12 protein-coding genes and 1 other RNA gene are annotated in these 17,826 nt (G+C 35.5%); 5 read left to right on the top strand and 8 right to left on the bottom strand.

Translation table 11 applies throughout. From position 1 onward, the window contains the following. On the top strand, positions 1 to 3,027 hold the full coding sequence (locus ACH2AZ_RS00445) for an AAA family ATPase (protein WP_394906142.1): 3,027 nt from the start codon (positions 1 to 3) through the stop codon (positions 3,025 to 3,027). A 5-nt stretch (positions 3,028 to 3,032) separates the two neighbouring features. On the opposite strand, the gene ACH2AZ_RS00440 is transcribed toward ACH2AZ_RS00445, so the two are convergent. From ACH2AZ_RS00440 to ACH2AZ_RS00415, 6 genes are all read right to left on the bottom strand, one after another. Further along, positions 3,033 to 3,719, bottom strand: coding sequence for a M15 family metallopeptidase (locus ACH2AZ_RS00440; protein WP_394906141.1), 687 nt, complete (start codon positions 3,717 to 3,719; stop codon positions 3,033 to 3,035). Between the two features lie 3 nt (positions 3,720 to 3,722). Continuing rightward, on the bottom strand, positions 3,723 to 5,873 hold the full coding sequence (locus ACH2AZ_RS00435; protein ID WP_394906140.1) for a M3 family metallopeptidase: 2,151 nt from the start codon (positions 5,871 to 5,873) through the stop codon (positions 3,723 to 3,725). A gap of 227 nt (positions 5,874 to 6,100) precedes the next feature. Beyond that, positions 6,101 to 7,675, bottom strand: coding sequence for a ribonuclease Y (gene rny / locus ACH2AZ_RS00430; protein ID WP_394906139.1), 1,575 nt, complete (start codon positions 7,673 to 7,675; stop codon positions 6,101 to 6,103). A gap of 51 nt (positions 7,676 to 7,726) precedes the next feature. Continuing rightward, positions 7,727 to 7,833, bottom strand: a non-coding RNA gene (gene ssrS, locus ACH2AZ_RS00425) — 6S RNA. 45 nt (positions 7,834 to 7,878) lie between these two features. After that, positions 7,879 to 8,178 carry a cell division protein ZapA gene (locus tag ACH2AZ_RS00420; protein ID WP_147862672.1) on the bottom strand — a complete coding sequence of 100 codons (300 nt, stop codon included), beginning with the start codon at positions 8,176 to 8,178 and terminating at the stop codon, positions 7,879 to 7,881. A gap of 9 nt (positions 8,179 to 8,187) precedes the next feature. Further along, the gene (locus tag ACH2AZ_RS00415; protein WP_379045015.1) at positions 8,188 to 8,478 is read right to left on the bottom strand and encodes a hypothetical protein; all 291 of its coding nucleotides are present in this window, start codon (positions 8,476 to 8,478) and stop codon (positions 8,188 to 8,190) included. 149 nt (positions 8,479 to 8,627) lie between these two features. Between ACH2AZ_RS00415 and ACH2AZ_RS00410 the strand changes: the two genes are divergently transcribed. Beyond that, positions 8,628 to 10,352, top strand: a complete 1,725-nt coding sequence (locus ACH2AZ_RS00410) for a M23 family metallopeptidase (protein WP_394906138.1) — start codon at positions 8,628 to 8,630, stop codon at positions 10,350 to 10,352. A 4-nt stretch (positions 10,353 to 10,356) separates the two neighbouring features. Beyond that, positions 10,357 to 12,819 carry a carboxypeptidase-like regulatory domain-containing protein gene (locus ACH2AZ_RS00405; RefSeq protein WP_394906137.1) on the top strand — a complete coding sequence of 821 codons (2,463 nt, stop codon included), beginning with the start codon at positions 10,357 to 10,359 and terminating at the stop codon, positions 12,817 to 12,819. 133 nt (positions 12,820 to 12,952) lie between these two features. Here ACH2AZ_RS00405 and ACH2AZ_RS00400 read toward each other — a convergent pair whose 3' ends face one another. After that, positions 12,953 to 14,110 (bottom strand): cysteine desulfurase family protein, encoded by a 1,158-nt coding sequence (locus ACH2AZ_RS00400; RefSeq protein WP_394906136.1) that lies wholly within the window; start codon positions 14,108 to 14,110, stop codon positions 12,953 to 12,955. Positions 14,111 to 14,196: 86 nt separating this feature from the next. Between ACH2AZ_RS00400 and ACH2AZ_RS00395 the strand changes: the two genes are divergently transcribed. Next, positions 14,197 to 15,132 carry a hypothetical protein gene (locus ACH2AZ_RS00395; protein ID WP_394906135.1) on the top strand — a complete coding sequence of 312 codons (936 nt, stop codon included), beginning with the start codon at positions 14,197 to 14,199 and terminating at the stop codon, positions 15,130 to 15,132. Here the strand turns inward: ACH2AZ_RS00395 and ACH2AZ_RS00390 are convergent. Beyond that, positions 15,129 to 15,677, bottom strand: coding sequence for a Smr/MutS family protein (locus ACH2AZ_RS00390; protein WP_394906134.1), 549 nt, complete (start codon positions 15,675 to 15,677; stop codon positions 15,129 to 15,131). The genes ACH2AZ_RS00395 and ACH2AZ_RS00390 overlap by 4 nt on opposite strands. 261 nt (positions 15,678 to 15,938) lie before the next feature. Here ACH2AZ_RS00390 and ACH2AZ_RS00385 point away from each other — a divergent pair, with 261 nt between their 5' ends. Further along, positions 15,939 to 17,822 carry a T9SS type A sorting domain-containing protein gene (locus tag ACH2AZ_RS00385; RefSeq protein ID WP_394906133.1) on the top strand — a complete coding sequence of 628 codons (1,884 nt, stop codon included), beginning with the start codon at positions 15,939 to 15,941 and terminating at the stop codon, positions 17,820 to 17,822. Positions 17,823 to 17,826 lie beyond the last annotated feature (4 nt).

Here is a 17,826-nt window from a genome sequence, read left to right as displayed (position 1 = left end):
ATGAAAATTTTACAGCTAAGTTTTAAAAATATTAATTCCCTCAGGGGCGAACACCATGTCGATTTTACCCAATCGCCTTTTGTTCAAAATAATTTATTTGCCATAACTGGGCCAACTGGTAGTGGCAAAACAAGCTTATTAGACGCAATCTCGTTGGCGCTATTTAATCAAGTACCAAGATTAGGCAAACTAAGCACCACAGAGGTTATAAAAAAAGGAGCTATTCTTACCCGCAATCAAACAGATGCATACGCTCAAGTTACCTATTCTTGTGAAAGTGGAATTTTTGCCTCCCGTTGGGAAATTTCAACCGCAAGAACAGGCAACTTGCGCGATTATGAAATGCGTATCATCTCTTTAAAAGAGGATAAGACCTTAGATTTAAAAAAAAGTGAGGTGCCCAATCATAATGAAAAGTTAATAGGCTTAAATTATGAGCAATTCATTAAATCGGTAGTCTTGGCTCAAGGTGAATTTGCCAAGTTTTTACAGGTTAATAAAAAAGACCGTGGCGCCCTTCTAGAGAAAATAACAGGAACGGGAATCTACAGACAATTAGGACAATTAGCATATAGAAAATACGGTGAGTTAGAAAAACAAATACAGAACCAGAAAGAAAAGATAAACACCTTCAGCGAACAGTTAATCTCTGATGAAGTGTTTAAACACAAAAAAAAGGAAGCGGCTGAAAAGCGAAATCTTAAAAAGAGAATTGCCAAAAAAATAGATGATTTAAAGGAACAAATAAGAATAAAGGAACAAAGCCAGGCAATTCTTAAAAATTTAGTCGAAACTGAGAACAAATTAAATGAGCACAACCTTAAACTTGAAAATTTTAATAAAGAAAAAGGTTTAGCACTTAAAAAGCATCTAGCACTACAGGCTACAGTTACAGAAATTAACGAAGAAAAAAACCTGAGTGTTCGCTTGGGTGACATCACTAAAAAAATTGATAGTAATCAAAATAGTATTCAACAAAATCAGAAAGAATGGCAAGAAAATCAAAATCTTTTTCAATTAAAATTCAAACTAAACAGCTCGGCTTCAGATTTTGAAAATCATCTCCAACAGTACAAACAACACATTCGTAATCTAGAGTCAAACCGTCAAAAAACATTGAATGACTTTAAAAGCTTGGTCAATCAAATTACGTTTAATCTAGAGCCCTTATCTATTCTATTAAAAACCAAAAATCCTCAGCTTACCAAAGTTGAAACTGTAGATATTTTTAGGAAAAATCAGGTTGAATTAAAAGCACTCGAGCAGAAATTTAGTTTTGACACCGTAAATGATTTGGATCATGAAGATAGGCAAATTACCCTTCGTTTAAATAAAATCCGTCAAGCGGAATTAAATTATTTACGTTTTCTCGATATTCAGAAAGACATTAAACAGAAGCAAGAAGAGAAATTAACAAAAGAAAAAAGCATAGCCTCGAGTCCCCAAACCATTACTATCGCTAAAAAAGAAATAGAAAAGCTTGAATTGCAATTGGACAATGAAGAAAAAGAGGAAAAAATTGCCTTTTTACAAAAGAAACTAAGTCATTACCGCGAAGAGTTGCAAACGGGTGAGCCATGCCCCCTGTGTGGAAGTTTAGATCATCCATTTGCCAATCATACACCATTACAAAAAACGGAAAAAAACTTAATAGCCTCATTGAAGGAGAAAATTAAACATCATCAGCTTCAATTAACAAAACAACAAGCAGAGTTTAAAGCTGCAAATGAGAATTTAGAAGCTATACATAATACAATTCAAACCAAGCAAAAAGAACTCAACGCTGAAAGGCAAAAATTTGAGGAATTATTTTCAAAAGACATTAATCAAATCCGTGCAAACGATTTGAAAAATTCAGTAAAATTACTCGAAGAGCGACGAGAAGAATTAAAAAAATACACGTTAATAAAGCAACAACAAAAAGGGCTTAAAAAGGCAATTGAAGATTTAAACAGTTTAGCGAAACTATTGGACAATGGTAGGGCTATTAAAAAGCAAATAGAACAACAATTTAATGGGGAGAATTTCGAAAATGAAATTGAGCAAGCCGAAAAACAATATTATAAGTTAAATCAAGAATTTTTTCAATTAAAATCGACTCAAGAAAGCCTTAAAAAAGAGCAGGATGCTTTAAGTATAAAGCATAAAAATTTGGTAAGCGTGTTAATCCCTCAACTGTCAAAATTAGGCTACAAAAGCGTAGAAACAGCCAGAGAAGATTTATTAAACCATTCAGAGTTTAAGGAATACCAAGAAAGACAGGAGAACTTAAAACGTGCTATTTTAACTTTAGAAACAAGTTTAACAGATTTACGCAATCAAAACAAAAAACTTGAAGCGAACACCAGTGTTTTAAGTCTAGACGAATTAAAAAAATCGCTGGAAGAACATCAGCATACAATGCACTTGAATGACGAGTCTTTAAACGAATTAAATCACGTACTCAAAAATCAAACTACTTTTATAGAAAAGATAGAAGAGCTTCAAGCAGAAATTAAAGCCCAAACTAAAATTAACAAACGCTGGAAGATAATGCGAGATTTAATTGGCGATGCTACCGGTAATAAATTTAATGATTATGCTCAAGATTTAACATTAAGCCAATTATTAATTTTAGCTAACAAACGCTTAACCCATTTGACCGATAGGTATAAAATGGATAAGCCCCTCTCTCAAGAAGATGATAGTTTAATTGCAATCGACCAGCATATGGGTGGCCAACGCAGGTCTATTAAAACCTTATCGGGTGGTGAAACCTTTTTAATGAGTTTGGCTTTGGCTTTAGCCTTGTCTGATTTAGCTTCACACAAAGTAGAAATAAACAGTCTTTTTATCGATGAAGGCTTTGGAACGCTTGATCCCGAAACTTTAGATCAAACCCTAGACACGCTTGAATTGTTACAAGCCAAATCAAATAAAATGATTGGTATTATAAGCCACGTAACCAGTTTAAAAGAGCGTATATCAACACAAATACAAATCAATCAAAACGGTCAGGGCTACAGTAGTTTAAAAATAATTGGATAATAGGGTTATCTCACGATAAAGTCAAAATAAGTAGAAGGAAAAGGCTCATTTTTAAGCGTATAATGCCACCATTCTTTTGCATAAGATAGAAAACCAAATTTTCTCATCCCAACTTTTAGCATTTTTCTGTTCTTCTTCTGGATTTTGGTTAACCCTTTGGCATTATGATGAGAAATTTCATCAAAAAGATCATAGGGGGCACCCATATCTAATTCTTTACCAGTTTTTAAATCTACCAGTGTCAAATCGATGGTACTACCTCTTGAATGCCCAGATTTTGTTGCGATATAACCCAAAGCAAATAGTTTTTCCTTATCTAATCCTGGGTAAAATTCGCTCTTCATCAAGGTATCTTCGCTTATTTTTGACCAATCAAAAAACTGATCTACGGCTCGCTGCGGGCGATATGCATCGAACACCTTAATAATATATCCTTTGGCTAAAAAATATTCACTAGCCTGTTTTAATTGCTTTATGGCTTTTTTAGACATTATCGCTTGTGGTTGCTTATAACCTTTGATGGGTCGCCCTACAAAGTTATGCTTACCCGCGTATCTAATGTCTAAGATTATTAAATCTACATGCTCATCTATATAAGCAAACTCGGGCGGAATTTTATTGTTCTGAGTATAGAGTATACTTGAAAATAGAATTCCGCACAGAATAAGCAAATATTTTTTTCTTAAAACCAATTTTTAATTTTTGGTTTTTTTAGCAAATCCGCGGTCACGCAAAAGCGCTTCCACATCGGCCTCTTTTCCTCTAAATAGCTGATAAGCTTCGGCGGGATCGATAGCATTTCTAGGGGCAAATAAATAACGAACCAATTTATCTGCTAGTTGTTCATCATAAAATCCGCCAAAAGCTTCGGCAAAAGCCTCTGCCGCATCTGATGTAAGCACATCTGCCCACAAATAGCCATAGTAGCCGGCAGCATAGCCCTCGCCTGCAAATATATGCCCGAAATGCGGCGTGCGATGACGCATAACTATTTGTTCTGGTAAACCAAGGCTGTCTAATGTCTTCTTTTCAAAATCAGCTATATCTATATCGGTAGGGTCTGTCATATGCAGTTTCATATCTATCAGTGCCGATGCTAAGAATTCTGTTGTGGCAAAGCCTTGATTAAAAGTAGCGGCCTGTTTAATTTTTGCCACTAATTCTTGAGGGATAACTTTATCTGTTTTATAGTGACGCAAGAATCTATTTATCACCTCATCTGTAGATAGCCAACGCTCTAATAACTGCGATTGAAATTCGGTATAATCACGAACTCCTCCATTTAAAGTAGGGTAATCTACCTTAGCCGATAAAAAGTGAAGTGCGTGACCAAATTCGTGAAAAAAGGTTTCGGCATCATCCCAAGAAATCAAAACAGGTTCTCCTGGTGCAGGTTTAATAAAGTTAGAATTATTCGATGCTAATACAGGCTTATTACCTTCTAGCTTGGTTCTACTTCGATAAGTAGTAGCCCAAGCTCCCGAGCGTTTTCCTTGTCTTGCATACGGATCTAAGTACCAAAGCCCAACCAAATTATTACTATCTTTTTGCCGCACTTCATAAACTTCAACATCTTCATGAAAAACAGGAACACTGCCTTCTTTCACGGGCTCAAATTGATAGCCAAACAATTCTTCGGCAGTAAAAAACAGAGCTTCTTTTAGGTTGTCAAGCACTAAATATTGTTTGATTTCTTCACCATCTAAATCATATTTTTCTTTTCTTACTTTTTCGGCATAGTAGCGATAATCCCAAGGCTTAATTTGAATTTCGTGTCCCAGTTTATCGGCTAATTTTTGCATATCGGCAACTTCCTCTTTGGCTCTATCTACCGCCTTTGGCCAAACATTCAGCATTAATTCCATTGCAGCTTCAGGTGTTTTTGCCATCCTATTTTGCAACCTCCAAGATGCATAATTATCAAACCCTAATAATGCCACTCGTTCATCTCTTAATTTTAAAATTTGAGCAATTATATTCTTGTTATCATAGGTGTCATTGTTGTCGCCACGGGAATAATAATTCTTCCAAACCTTCTCTCTTAAATCTCGATGTTCTGAATAAGTTAAAAAAGGATCTATTGACGATCTTGTATTCACAATAGCATAGGCTCCTGGTTTTCCTTGCTTTTCTGCCGTAGTAGCAGCTGCTTTTATAAATGAATTAGGAAGACCATCTAACTGATCTTTATTTAAAAAGACAACATAATTTTCCTCATCGGCTAATACGTTGTTTGAAAAATCGGTATAAAGTGCAGATAACTCCTTTTGAATTTGTGCATAGCGTTCTTTATCATTTTTTGACAAATTGGCACCATTCATAGTAAATCGCTCATAAATTAAATTTAGTGTGCGCTGTTTTTGCTCGTCAAGCGGATTTTTTTGTGCGTTATCATAAACTTGCTTAATCCTTTTAAACAAGTTTTCATTTTGGAGAATATTAGACTGATAATCTGCTATTTGAGGGGCTAAATCCTTTTGTACGGCTCTAAATTCTTCTGAGGATTTATTGCTGCTATATATACCATAGTAAGTAAAAGCTCTATCTAAAGCCTTACCCGCTTTTTCTATGGCTACAATAGTGTTTTCAAAATTCGGTTCACTTTCTAGATTGCTTATACTATCTAATTCTTTTAGGTGTAAAGCCATACCTTGCTTAATAGCAGGTTTGATTTGGTTCACCTTCATTTTGTCAAAAGCCGGTACACCTTCATAAGGCCCTTCCCAGTCATTTAAAAGCACTGCTTGATTCAAGGTTTCTTTTTCTTTTCTAGGTTGTTGAGAATTTTCTTGGCAAGCACCAAATAAAATTAAAATGGCTATACCTATTCCTGTTGTTGTTTTCATTTTACTTTTTAAAGCTAAAGATACTGTATTTTTTGTGGATATAAAATTAAGTGAGTCGCTACAATAACATATAAACAGCTATTAAATATCACCTTTCTATTTCTAATCTTCGCCTTCTATTTCTTATTTCGAAAAAGCTTCAATGGCGGTTTTTTTTGAGTTTTTTAAATAAAAAATCCACCTTAAAATACATTTAAAGTGGATTGATTTATTTGAAAAGCCTTTGCTTATTTTGCAATATTGACTGCGCGGGTTTCCCGGATTACGGTAACTTTTACCTGACCAGGATAAGTCATATCTGTTTGAATTTTTTGTGAAATTTCAAAAGACAAATTTGAAGCCTTCTCGTCATTCACTTTCTCACTCTCAACAATTACACGTAATTCTCGACCAGCCTGAATCGCATAGGCTTTTTTCACGCCATTAAAACCAAAGGCAATATTCTCAAGATCCTTTAAACGTTGAATATATGAATCTAGGACCTGTCTTCTAGCTCCTGGTCTTGCTCCGCTAATAGCATCACACACTTGTATGATTGGCGACAATAAAGAAGTCATTTCTATTTCATCGTGGTGAGCTCCTATAGCATTACAAACATCTGGTTTTTCACCATATTTTTCTGCCCACTGCATTCCTAAAATAGCGTGTGGTGTTTCTGTTTCGGTTTCGGGCACTTTACCAATATCATGTAAAAGTCCGGCTCTTTTAGCTAATTTAGGATTTAAACCTAACTCAGAGGCCATAACACCACAAAGTTTAGCCACTTCTCTTGAGTGTTGTAGTAAATTCTGACCATAAGAAGATCGATACTTCATTCGGCCTACCGTTTTGATCAATTCTGGATGCAAACCGTGAATTCCTAAATCGATTACAGTACGTTTTCCTATATCAATGATTTCTTCTTCAATTTGTTTTTTGGTCTTTTTAACCACTTCTTCTATACGTGCCGGATGAATTCGACCGTCGGTCACTAATTTATGCAACGAAAGTCTAGCAATTTCTCTTCTAACCGAATCAAAGCAAGATAGAATAATAGCTTCTGGGGTATCATCTACAATAATCTCTACTCCAGTAGCGGCTTCTAAGGCTCGTATATTTCTTCCTTCTCTACCAATAATTCGGCCTTTAACATCGTCGCTCTCTAAGTTAAAAACCGAAACGCAATTATCTATAGCTTCCTCGGTTCCTATACGCTGTATAGTACTAATTACCACTTTTTTGGCTTCTTGTTGAGCTGTCATCTTAGCTTCCTCTATAGTGTCTTGTATAATAGCCATCGCATCGGTTTTTGCCGACTCTTTTAGCGATTCGATGAGTTGAGCCTTAGCATCTTCTGCACTTAATCCACTAATCACCTCTAATTGTTTTACCGTACTTTGGTGAATCTTGTCTATTTCCTCTTGCTTTTTTTCCAAATAAGAAGTTCTGTAGTCGTAATCCTTAAGCTTAGCTTCTAAATCTTTGTTTAACTTCTTGTTTTTTGAAAGTTCATTTGATACTTGAGATTCTTTATCACGTGTTCTTTTTTCTGCATCGGCTATTTTTTTATCACGAGATAAGATTACTTTTTCGTGTTCGGCTTTTAGCTCAATAAATTTCTCTTTAGCCTGAAGTATTTTATCTTTCTTTTTACTTTCTCCCTCGGCATTTGCCTCTTTTACAATGGCATGGGCTTCTTTTTTTGCTTCGGCAACAATCGAATTAGCATCTTTTTCTTGATTTGACTTTAACCAAAAATAAACCGCAATTGCACCTATGATAACACCCCCCAGGGCGCCAATAATAATACTTAATATTTCCATAATTGTTATATATATAAATAAAAAAAGCCTGTATCGGCAAAGATTTTGTATAAACTCCTTTAAACAAGTTTAGGGCTAACAAGCTGATCAAGAATCCGCTCTAGACGGCGCGCTTTTACAACTTAGACTCACCCTTTTTAAAAGAATAAGTGTTGAGTTTATCAAATATAAATAACCAATACAGGCAGTAAAAAAATTTATTTTTAAGAACGTTCAGATAAATGTAGGTCTATTTTGTTTTCTAATTCAACCAACTTTTCTTTAGACCACTCTATCTCTTTATCACTATTTATTGACTGCTGTTCGAGTTTTGCTGCAAATTGTAAGGCGCACATTGCGAGTACATCTTGCTTATCTCGAACCGCATAACTTTGCTCAAATTGCTTGATCACCCCCTCTATACTTTTTGCCGCTTTGCGTAAACCCTCTTCTTGCTCGGGTTTTATGCTTAAAGGGTAAACCCTGTCGGCTATAGAAAGTTTAATTTTCAGCTTATCATTCATGCTCCTTTTCTATTCTGAAAGATGATAAATACAATCATCTATCTCCTTTATCAAGCTATTTATTTTGAGTTTTGTCTCTCTTTTATATTCTTTACTGCCAAGCAAGGCATTTGCAGATTTTAAAGTAGCATTTTTTTGCTTCAGTTGGATCAAATCTGTTTCTAACAAAGCTACCTCTTGCTTTTTTTTAGCTAAGGCCTCTCTTAAGGCTTCGTTTTTCTGCTCCAACAATTGATTTTTTTGTATTAAGCGACTAACTTTAACACGCAGGCTTTCAACAACATCAATCAATTTTGTCATCTACAAAGTACTTATTGCTTCTTGCACAAAGTTAATATTCCTAATTGAAACCTCAATAGATTTTCTTTATATTTTTAATGTCAAGCTTTGTAATTTACTACGGTTATATTTTTTAAATTTGAAAATCAACACTTTTACTCACTCAAACTATGCGTATAATTTATAGCATTTTCTTTTTTTCACTCACATTGTTTTTTTGCCTAAATACAAGAGCGCAATCAACTGGAAGTGGCGGTAAAGAGAATTACTTTGAAAGCCCATTAGAAATTCCATTAATTTTATCAGGAACTTTTGGTGAACTTAGAAGCAATCATTTTCATAGTGGTTTAGATATAAAAACACATCAACGTATTGGTTTAAATGTTTTAGCCAGTGCTTCGGGTTACGTGAGTCGTATAAAAATTTCTCACTTTGGATATGGCAAAGCCATTTACATAAAACATCCTAATGGTCTAACGACCGTTTACGGCCATTTAAATAAATTTGCTCCGCAAATTCAAAAATACATCCGTAAAGTACAGTATGAAAAAGAGCAGTATGAAGTAGAAGTTTTTCCAAAGGCCAACGAACTGCCCGTTGAACAAGGAGAACTTATCGCTCTTAGCGGAAATAGCGGCGGTAGTGGGGGCCCTCATTTACATTTTGAAATTCGTGATGAAGCGCAAAAACCAATGAATGCTTTAAATTTTGGATTTACAGTTCCCGATAATCACGCCCCACTTCTAGAAGGGCTTTATGCTTATACTTTAGATGAAAATAGCCATATAGAAAGTCAACAAGGTAGAATTCAGCTAAGGCCAATACACAAAGGAAATCACCGCTATACCACCGAACCAATTCAGGCGTATGGAAAGATCGGGTTTGGGGTGATAAGTCGCGATTTACTAAATAACGCCTACAATAAAAACGGTATTTATAAAATACAAACTTATTTAAACGGAGAAAAAATTTTTACGGCAAGCTTCGATATTTTTTCTTTTGCAGAAAGCAGATACATCAATCGTTTTATCGACTATGAGTTTTACAAAAGCGATAAAAAAAAGATTCAAAAACTTTTTATCGAAAAAAACAACCCACTTAGTTTGCTAGAACATACTGGCAGTAATGGGTTAATAAATTTTGAAGAAGAACTGGATTACAACTATAAAATAGTAATTACCGATTTCGCCAATAATACCACCGAAATCACACTACCTATTCAAGCTATAAAAAGAGATAAAAAAGAAATAAAAACCCCTACCCCTCTTAAAACAGATTATTTAGTTAAGGCCAATCATGCCATCGCTTTTGAGGAGGGCATTTATGATATATACATTCCAAAAAACGCTCTTTATGATGATACTTACCTCGATATAAAAGCAGAGGAAGATTACATTAAGATTCATAACGATAAAACCCCACTTCATAAGAATTTCACTCTTGGTATTGACGTGAGCGGTTATAAAACAGAAGACAAAGAAAAAATGTATATCGCCCGATTAACAGATTGGGGGAAAGCCTATTATGTCAAAACCTATAAAAAACCAAATCGTTTCACCATAAGAACCCGAACTTTTGGTAAGTATACTTTAAAGCAAGATTGGGAAGGCCCAAAAATAGAACCGGTAAATTTTGTGAATAAAAAATGGATGAGTAAAGAAAAAGTACTTCAATTTAAAATTGAAGATGAATTGACAAACATCCAAGCTTACCGGGCAACGGTCAACGGTAAATTTATTTTAATGGAATATGATTACAAAACCAATATGCTTACACACTATTTTGAAGATGGTGCCGTTGTAGATACTGAAAACCATTTACAATTAATTGTTATAGATAATGTAGGAAATAGCACTACCTTTGAGGGCATATTTTACAGAAAAACTAAACCTTAATCTTTTGAAGAATTTTTTCTTATGGCTCTTTTTCCTTTACGGATTTATTTCCTTGGGTCAAGAAGCACAGCTACAAGGCATAATCCTAGATGAAAACAACGTACCCGTTGTAGGAGCAAATATCAGTACATCAACCAACGGAACCCAAAGCAACATAAATGGGTTTTACACCTTAACTTTACCGGCCAATAAAATTACCAGGGTTAAATTTAGTTATTTGGGCTTAGCACCAATGCAAGTGCAATTTAAACTTCAAGAGGGTGAAACCAAAGAATTTAATCCGGTTCTCAAAACAGATGTTGAACAAATAGGAAGTGTAGTTATTACAGGTGTTAGTCGCAACAAGGTAGAAGGTATTACCTCAATTGAACCAGAAACGATTCGAAGAATCCCTGGTGCCAATGCTGGGGTAGAAAACCTACTAAAGACATTACCTGGTGTTTCCTCCAATAATGAACTTAGTACGCAATATGCTGTAAGAGGAGGAAATTATGATGAAAATCTTGTGTATGTAAACGGAATCGAAGTCTATCGACCGTTTTTGATACGATCTGGGCAGCAAGAAGGTCTTAGTTTTGTAAACACCGATTTGGTTAGAAATGTCAATTTTTCGGCGGGAGGTTTCCAAGCCAAATATGGCGATAAATTATCTTCTGTTCTAGATATTACTTATCGCAGGCCAACTAATTTTGGGGCATCACTTGATTTAAGTATGCTTGGGGCGAGTGCCAGTGTTGAAGGCATTTCAAATGATAAAAAATTAACTGCTATATTAGGTTTACGTTATCGCAACAATGGTTTGTTTGTAAACAGTAAAGAAACAGAGGTAGACTTTAACCCCATTTTTGCAGATGCACAAACTTATCTTACTTATCAATTTTCAAAAAAATTCAGCTTAAGCTTTTTGGGTAATATTTCGCTTAATGATTACCGCTATGAACCTAAATTCAAGGAGACAAAATTTGGTACCATACAAGAAGCTCAGGCACTTCAAGTATTTTACGAAGGGCAAGAAGAAGATCGATACACAACCTACCTGGCAGCCTTAAAGGCAGATTATCAGCTTAACGCCAATTTTGAAACCAGTTTTATTGGATCAATCTATAATACCCAAGAGCAAGAGTACTTTGACATTTTGGCCGAGTATAGATTAGGACAGCCCAATACAAATATTGGTAGTGACGATTTAGGTGAAGTTGAGTTTACAGAAGGCGTAGGCGGTCAATTAACCCACGCACGTAATGATTTAGACGCTCTTATTGTTAATTTTCAACATAAAGGTAAAATTACCATAGAAAATAGTGAAATTAGCTACGGTTTAAAATATACACACGAAAATATTCGTGATCGTATTCAGGAATATGAAATCATAGACTCCGCTGGCTATTCCATTCGTCCACCACTAGAAGGTTTTGAAAATAATCAGCCCTACGAAGCTTTTGAAGCTCCTTTGGCTCCCTACTACTCCATTCGAGCCTATAACGAAACCCAAATTAATCGAATTCAAGCTTATGCACAATACAGCTATAAAACTAAGATAAAGGAGGCCGACTTTTGGCTAAATGCAGGCGTGAGAAGCCACTACTGGCAAGTAAAAGGAAAAGGCATTGACAAACAAGCCTACAATGTAATAAGCCCCAGAGCACAAATAGCTTTAAAACCCAACTGGGAAAAAGATATGCTCTTTCGCCTTTCGGGCGGATTTTATTACCAACCTCCATTTTACAGAGAACTTCGCGGTGAAACAGGTGCGGTAAATCCAAAAGTAAAGGCTCAACAAGCTATACATATTGTCGCCGGAAATGATTATAGTTTTAAGCTAGGCAAAAGGCCCTTCAAATTAATTACCGAGGCTTATTATAAAAATTTAAATGATGTAAATCCTTACACCCTAGAAAATGTTCGCATTCGGTATGCAGCGCAAAACAATGCTAAAGCGTATGCGTACGGCGCCGATCTTCGCTTAAATGGTGAGTTTGTTTTAGGAACCGAAAGCTGGGTGAGTGTCGGCTACTTAAAAACAGAAGAAAATATTGAAAATCGAGGCTATATTTCAAGACCAACCGATCAACGTCTAAAATTTGCCATTCTTTTTCAAGATTATGTACCCAATATTCCAAGACTCAAGTTATACCTAAACATGGTGTATAACACAGGTTTACCCGGGGGTGTACCCAATTATGCCGACCCCTATGTTTACCAAGTTCGTTTAGATAATTACCATCGCGTAGACGCTGGTTTCTCATACGTTTTAGTAGATTCTTCTAAAAAGGAAAAAGAAGAAAGACCCAATTGGCTCAAATCTTTTAAGGATTTAAGTATCGGTTTTGAAATTTTCAACATTTTTGATCGTCAAAATTCAATTACTAACACCTATGTTCGTGATGTTTATTCCAAACGATTATATTCGGTACCTAATTATTTAACGCCTAGAGTATTCAATCTTAGAATGAGTATGCGTTTTTAGAATTAACTAGATACTCCTTTTAGTTTATTTAAAATGGCTTGACGATGAAGCGGTTGCCAATTTAATTTTTAGCACGGTATAAATCCGTAAAAAAACCGACTAGCAAAAGCTGTCGGTTTTAAATAGGATATAATTAATAATGGTGCTCTTCAACAAATTTCTTAAGTACATCAACCACATAATCTAATTCCTCTTTGGTGTTATATGCCGAGAAGGAGAAACGAATTGAGGGTTTTTCAAGATCTTCATCGCTTAAAACTTGAGAAAGTACGTGTGAACCTTTGGTGCTTCCACTTTGACAGGCACTTCCTTTAGAACAAGCAATTCCGTTTAAATCTAATTGAAACAGAAGTAATACCGCTTTTTCTTGAGCTACGGGCAAGCATACGTTCACCAAAGTGTAAGTACTTTTATCAAAGTCTGAACAACTGCCGTTAAACTTTACCCCAGGTACATTTTCTTTTAAAGCATTGATAAAGTCTTTTTTTAATTTTTCGATGTATTGCTTTTCTTCTTCTAAATGCTCATAAGCCAAATCTAAAGCTTTTTGCATTCCTACAATATTATGAACGCTCTCTGTACCAGCTCTTACACCACGTTCTTGTGCACCTCCAAAAATCAATGGCTTGAGGCCTGAATTTTTTCGCACATAAGCAAAGCCTACCCCTTTTGGCCCGTGAAATTTGTGAGCACTTACCGCGGTAAAATCCACTGGTAATGCATCTAAATCTATATCGAAATGCCCGATACTTTGCACGGTGTCACTGTGAAATAAAGCGCCGTGAGCTTTACACATCTGCCCTACTTTCTCTAAAGGTAAAATAGTTCCTATTTCATTATTAATGTGCATTAAGCTTACCAGAGTTTTTGGGCTATCTTGTTTTAGCATTTCCTCTAATTGATCAAGATTTACTTGACCGCAAGGCTTTATGGCTACATAATCTACTTGAATATCATAACAATGCTTAAGCTGTTCAACCGTATATAAGACAGCGTGATGTTCTACCTTACTGGTAATAATTCTTTTAACGCCTAAATCACGAACAGCACTATTTAAGGCTAGGTTATCGGCTTCGGTCCCACCAGAAGTAAAAATGATCTCTGCAGCGGTAACGTTTAAATGCTTAGCGATGGCCTTGCGCGCGTTCTCCATATAAGCCTTGGCTTTTCTACCAAAAGCATGTGTTGAAGACGGATTACCAAAGCTATCTTCAAGTACGCTAGTCATTTCCTTAATTACTTCAGGTCTAACTTGTGTCGTTGCGGCACTATCTAAATATACACTTCTCATAGGGCGAAAATATTTTTTTTGCGAAAATAAGTATTTAAAATTCTTTTTACGCCTTTTAAATTACTCAAATAATTAAATTTGTTGTTATGAAAAAAATAATCCTACTTTTAGCTTTTGCAGGGGTATTACAAGCCTGCGACGACGGAGACCTCATTGTGACCAACTTTTTATTTGATGAAAATAATAAGCTTGCTTATTGTCAAAACAACAATACAACGGTGGCCTTTAGTATTAACACAAGTCCCGATGAAAGTATATTTTTTAAGTTTAATGATTCAAATTTTAGTCCTATTATAAGTGATCTAAGTGAGCAACGCACCCAGAGTTACCCTATTAGTTCCAGCAATATATTGACCTACAGGGCATTTTCTCAACCTATAAGCGCTTCTTATTTCTGCAATAGCGTACCACCAGCAAATAATAATATCACTCAAGAATATGAAGCTGACAATGGAGGAAGTGTTGATTTTATTACACAAGCAATTTTAACCGAAGACTCAGATGGTGATGGCATACCAGATAATCAAGAAGGAAGAAGCAGTAACCAAGATACCGATGGCGATGGTATACCCGATTATCTCGATATGGATGACGATAACGACAACGTAAGTACCTCGATAGAAATTTCGTTAATCGGGCAACCGCTAGACAATTTAAATTTTCCGGATACAGATGAAGATGGTATCCCTAATTATTTGGACGAAGATGATGATAATGATGGTATTCTAACACGTAATGAAGATCTCAATGCGGAAGCCGGTGAGGACGTAATTTTAAACCCTACCGACGATGACACCAACAATAATGGAATCCCTAATTATTTGGATCCCGCAGACCAGGGTGAATTAATTCTAAATCTCTATAAGGACAATACTATTCTTAGAAGATTTAAAACCATTGTAACAGCGAAAAATTTTACGTTCAAAAATTTAAACGCCAATGAAAGCATAAGTATTGAGGAGCTAATTCTTGGAAGTTTTGAAGAAAGCGCCAACGTAACTACCGAAATCAATCCAAACTAGGAAATTGATTTTTGATAAATATATACGGCTGTGGCCGCATCAAAACCATACTTGGTGCTGTCTGCATCTTCATATGCTACTTGGTTATATCGGCTAAATAAGGTTCTAAGCTCTTGTTTCAACACTCCTTCTCCAACACCATGAATAAAAACCAAGCGTTGATTTCTATTTTTTATCGCCTTTTCTAAGTGATGCCTAGCCGTATCAATCTGAAGATTAAGTATATCATACTTGTCCAATCGATTTACCCGATGAGTCAATTTTTCAATATGCAAATCAATTTCTATAGCGGGAATAGTTTTCTCCCTTCTTTTGGCTATAACTTGTTTCCGCTTACTGGGTTGCTTTTCTTTTAAAGCTTGTCGCAATTCCGCCTCGGTAACCTTTAAGCTTGCGTTTTCTAATTTTATTACTTCATCAGATTCTACCTGTAAAATAAAACCATCTGACGTTTGAATGGTTAAACTACTGCCAGAAACATCCTCTACCCAACCGCTAAGATTTTCATCTATAAGTTCAACTTCATCTCCTGGCTTAAAATTCATGAGGTTGTTTTTCTTTGTTATTACTGCTCAAGCATTTATTAATTTGATACAAAGCCAACATCAATAAAATGATGCCAGCAACATTAAGAAAAACGTTATACTTTTCTATAAACAAATTACTCACCAAAACGATTAAGGCTAAAAAAAGCAAAATGTATTTCAGCTTTAGCATAACAGTTAATTATTGAATATAAATTTTAATTGCTTAATTTATATCTGATTTCAACTCAAATATATTATTTTTGAATAAAATACCTAGTCATGCGGCCAATATTATTTATTTTTTGTTTTTTTATGTACGGGCTAATCTCTGCTCAAATATCCGTAAAGGGGGGTGATGATAATACCGAAAGCCCCACAAACTATATATATGTAGAAGGAGGTTATCTATTTAGTACCGGGAAACTGCTACTTACCCGCAACTCAGATACAGAAATTGCCAACATTTATTTACGGAATAACGCCCAATTTATACAAGAAGATGATGTAGCCAATGAAGGAAATGGTACTTTATCTGTTTTTCAAGAAGGAGCTGCCGACCAGTATGCCTATAATTACTGGGGTGCACCCGTTGGCTTAATTAGCAATGGTAATCCTGTAGGAAATTTATCTTTTGGTATTAATGAATTGAGTACTCCCAATTCTAGATTAAAAAGTTCTGGTGTAAATATAATTTCAGGATACAACAGTACGACAACTAATACAACTCCAAATAACTCGACTGCTGTTTTAAATTTGGCTAAATATTGGATTTTTAAATACATCAATCAATCGGGTAACGCATACGCTAATTGGATATCTGTACAAGATGTCAATAACATTTATCCAGGTGAAGGTTTTACTATGAAAGGAGTTGACGGAACCGACAATTTTACACTTTATGGCGTACAAAACAATCCCGGTTCTGCGCAACGTTATGATTTTAGAGGTAGACCTAATAATGGTGACATACAGGTAACCACCTTTACTTCAGCTAATGACATTGCCTTATTAGGTAATCCCTACCCTTCTGCTATCTTTCTATCTAAGTTTTTAATTGAAAATTCAACTGGAGCTTCCCCTACTGATTGTAATTTGAGTATCACACGGCGAAATGCAACCACTGGTGTGGCTTATTTCTGGGACAGTGACCCCAGGGTACAATCTCACAATCTTAGAGATTACAATGGTGGCTATGCTGCATTCTCTCCCAATGGCAGTTGTATAGGTGGGACCTATACCAATGCGGTGTTTTACAATTATGACGCCAGCGGGAATCCTATTGGTAGTGGTAACGGAACAAACAGTCTCGATATAAATAGAAAGTTTATACCCATTGCTCAAGGTTTTTTTGTACAAGCACCCGATACTGGGACCTTAGAAGCGATTCGGTTTAACAACTCTCACCGCGTTTACCAACCAGAAGGGAAGGATAATACTAATTTTGATCGACAGAAGACAATATCCAGCTCTAGCCCAACGGACAGCATACCCCTATTACGTCTTAATTTTGTGTTTGATAACCTGTATACACGTCAAGTTGCCGTAGTCTTTAATGATGCCGCGACAACTGGTGTTGACATGGCTATGGATGCGGCCAATATAGACGCCGTAAATTCTGATGCCGGTATTTTTAATAACAACAGGAATTATGTAATTGATGTGCGACCCTTTAACCAAGACGAGCATATACCACTTTATATTTCTTTAAATGAAGATAAAGAGGTTACTTTTAAAATCAATAATCAAGAACACATCGATTTAGAGCATATTTACATTTATGATTCCCAATATAAAATGTATAATAAAATAAATGACGGCAAGTATTTTAATATCAATTTACCAGCAGGGAATCATCACAACAGATTTTATTTAGCTTTTAAAGATCAACGCTTGGGTATTGATGAATTAGAAGGAAGCAATTTTATTATTACCCAAAATAACAGTTTGCAGACGTTAAATATTGGCAACCCCAATAACGCTAGCATAACGGCAGTACGTGTTTTTGACATGATGGGTAAGCGAATTCTTTTTAAAAACCAACTAGGAAGCAATTCTAATTATAGCTTCTCAACCCAAAACCTAGCGGCAGGAATTTATATTGTACAAATTGTAGATGAGAATCAAAACGCATTTACCCAAAAAGTGAGCATTTACAACAAATAGATAT

The organism is uncultured Mesonia sp., assembly GCA_947499595.1.
In the GTDB taxonomy this organism is placed as follows: domain Bacteria; phylum Bacteroidota; class Bacteroidia; order Flavobacteriales; family Flavobacteriaceae; genus Mesonia; species Mesonia sediminis.
The sequence above is the reverse complement of the archived record's forward strand: the minus strand, read 5'-3'. Positions and strand labels throughout refer to the sequence as shown.

What these genes read in the sequence shown, in the direction of transcription:
- ACH2AZ_RS00445 (WP_394906142.1), top strand. Translation starts at nt 1, where the DNA reads ATGAAAATTTTACAGCTAAGTTTTAAAAATATTAATTCCCTCAGGGGC.
- ACH2AZ_RS00435 (WP_394906140.1), bottom strand. Translation starts at nt 5,873, where the DNA reads ATGAAAACAACAACAGGAATAGGTATAGCCATTTTAATTTTATTTGGT.
- rny (WP_394906139.1), bottom strand. Translation starts at nt 7,675, where the DNA reads ATGGAAATATTAAGTATTATTATTGGCGCCCTGGGGGGTGTTATCATA.
- ACH2AZ_RS00420 (WP_147862672.1), bottom strand. Translation starts at nt 8,178, where the DNA reads ATGAATGATAAGCTGAAAATTAAACTTTCTATAGCCGACAGGGTTTAC.
- ACH2AZ_RS00415 (WP_379045015.1), bottom strand. Translation starts at nt 8,478, where the DNA reads ATGACAAAATTGATTGATGTTGTTGAAAGCCTGCGTGTTAAAGTTAGT.
- ACH2AZ_RS00410 (WP_394906138.1), top strand. Translation starts at nt 8,628, where the DNA reads ATGCGTATAATTTATAGCATTTTCTTTTTTTCACTCACATTGTTTTTT.
- ACH2AZ_RS00400 (WP_394906136.1), bottom strand. Translation starts at nt 14,110, where the DNA reads ATGAGAAGTGTATATTTAGATAGTGCCGCAACGACACAAGTTAGACCT.
- ACH2AZ_RS00395 (WP_394906135.1), top strand. Translation starts at nt 14,197, where the DNA reads ATGAAAAAAATAATCCTACTTTTAGCTTTTGCAGGGGTATTACAAGCC.
- ACH2AZ_RS00390 (WP_394906134.1), bottom strand. Translation starts at nt 15,677, where the DNA reads ATGAATTTTAAGCCAGGAGATGAAGTTGAACTTATAGATGAAAATCTT.
- ACH2AZ_RS00385 (WP_394906133.1), top strand. Translation starts at nt 15,939, where the DNA reads ATGCGGCCAATATTATTTATTTTTTGTTTTTTTATGTACGGGCTAATC.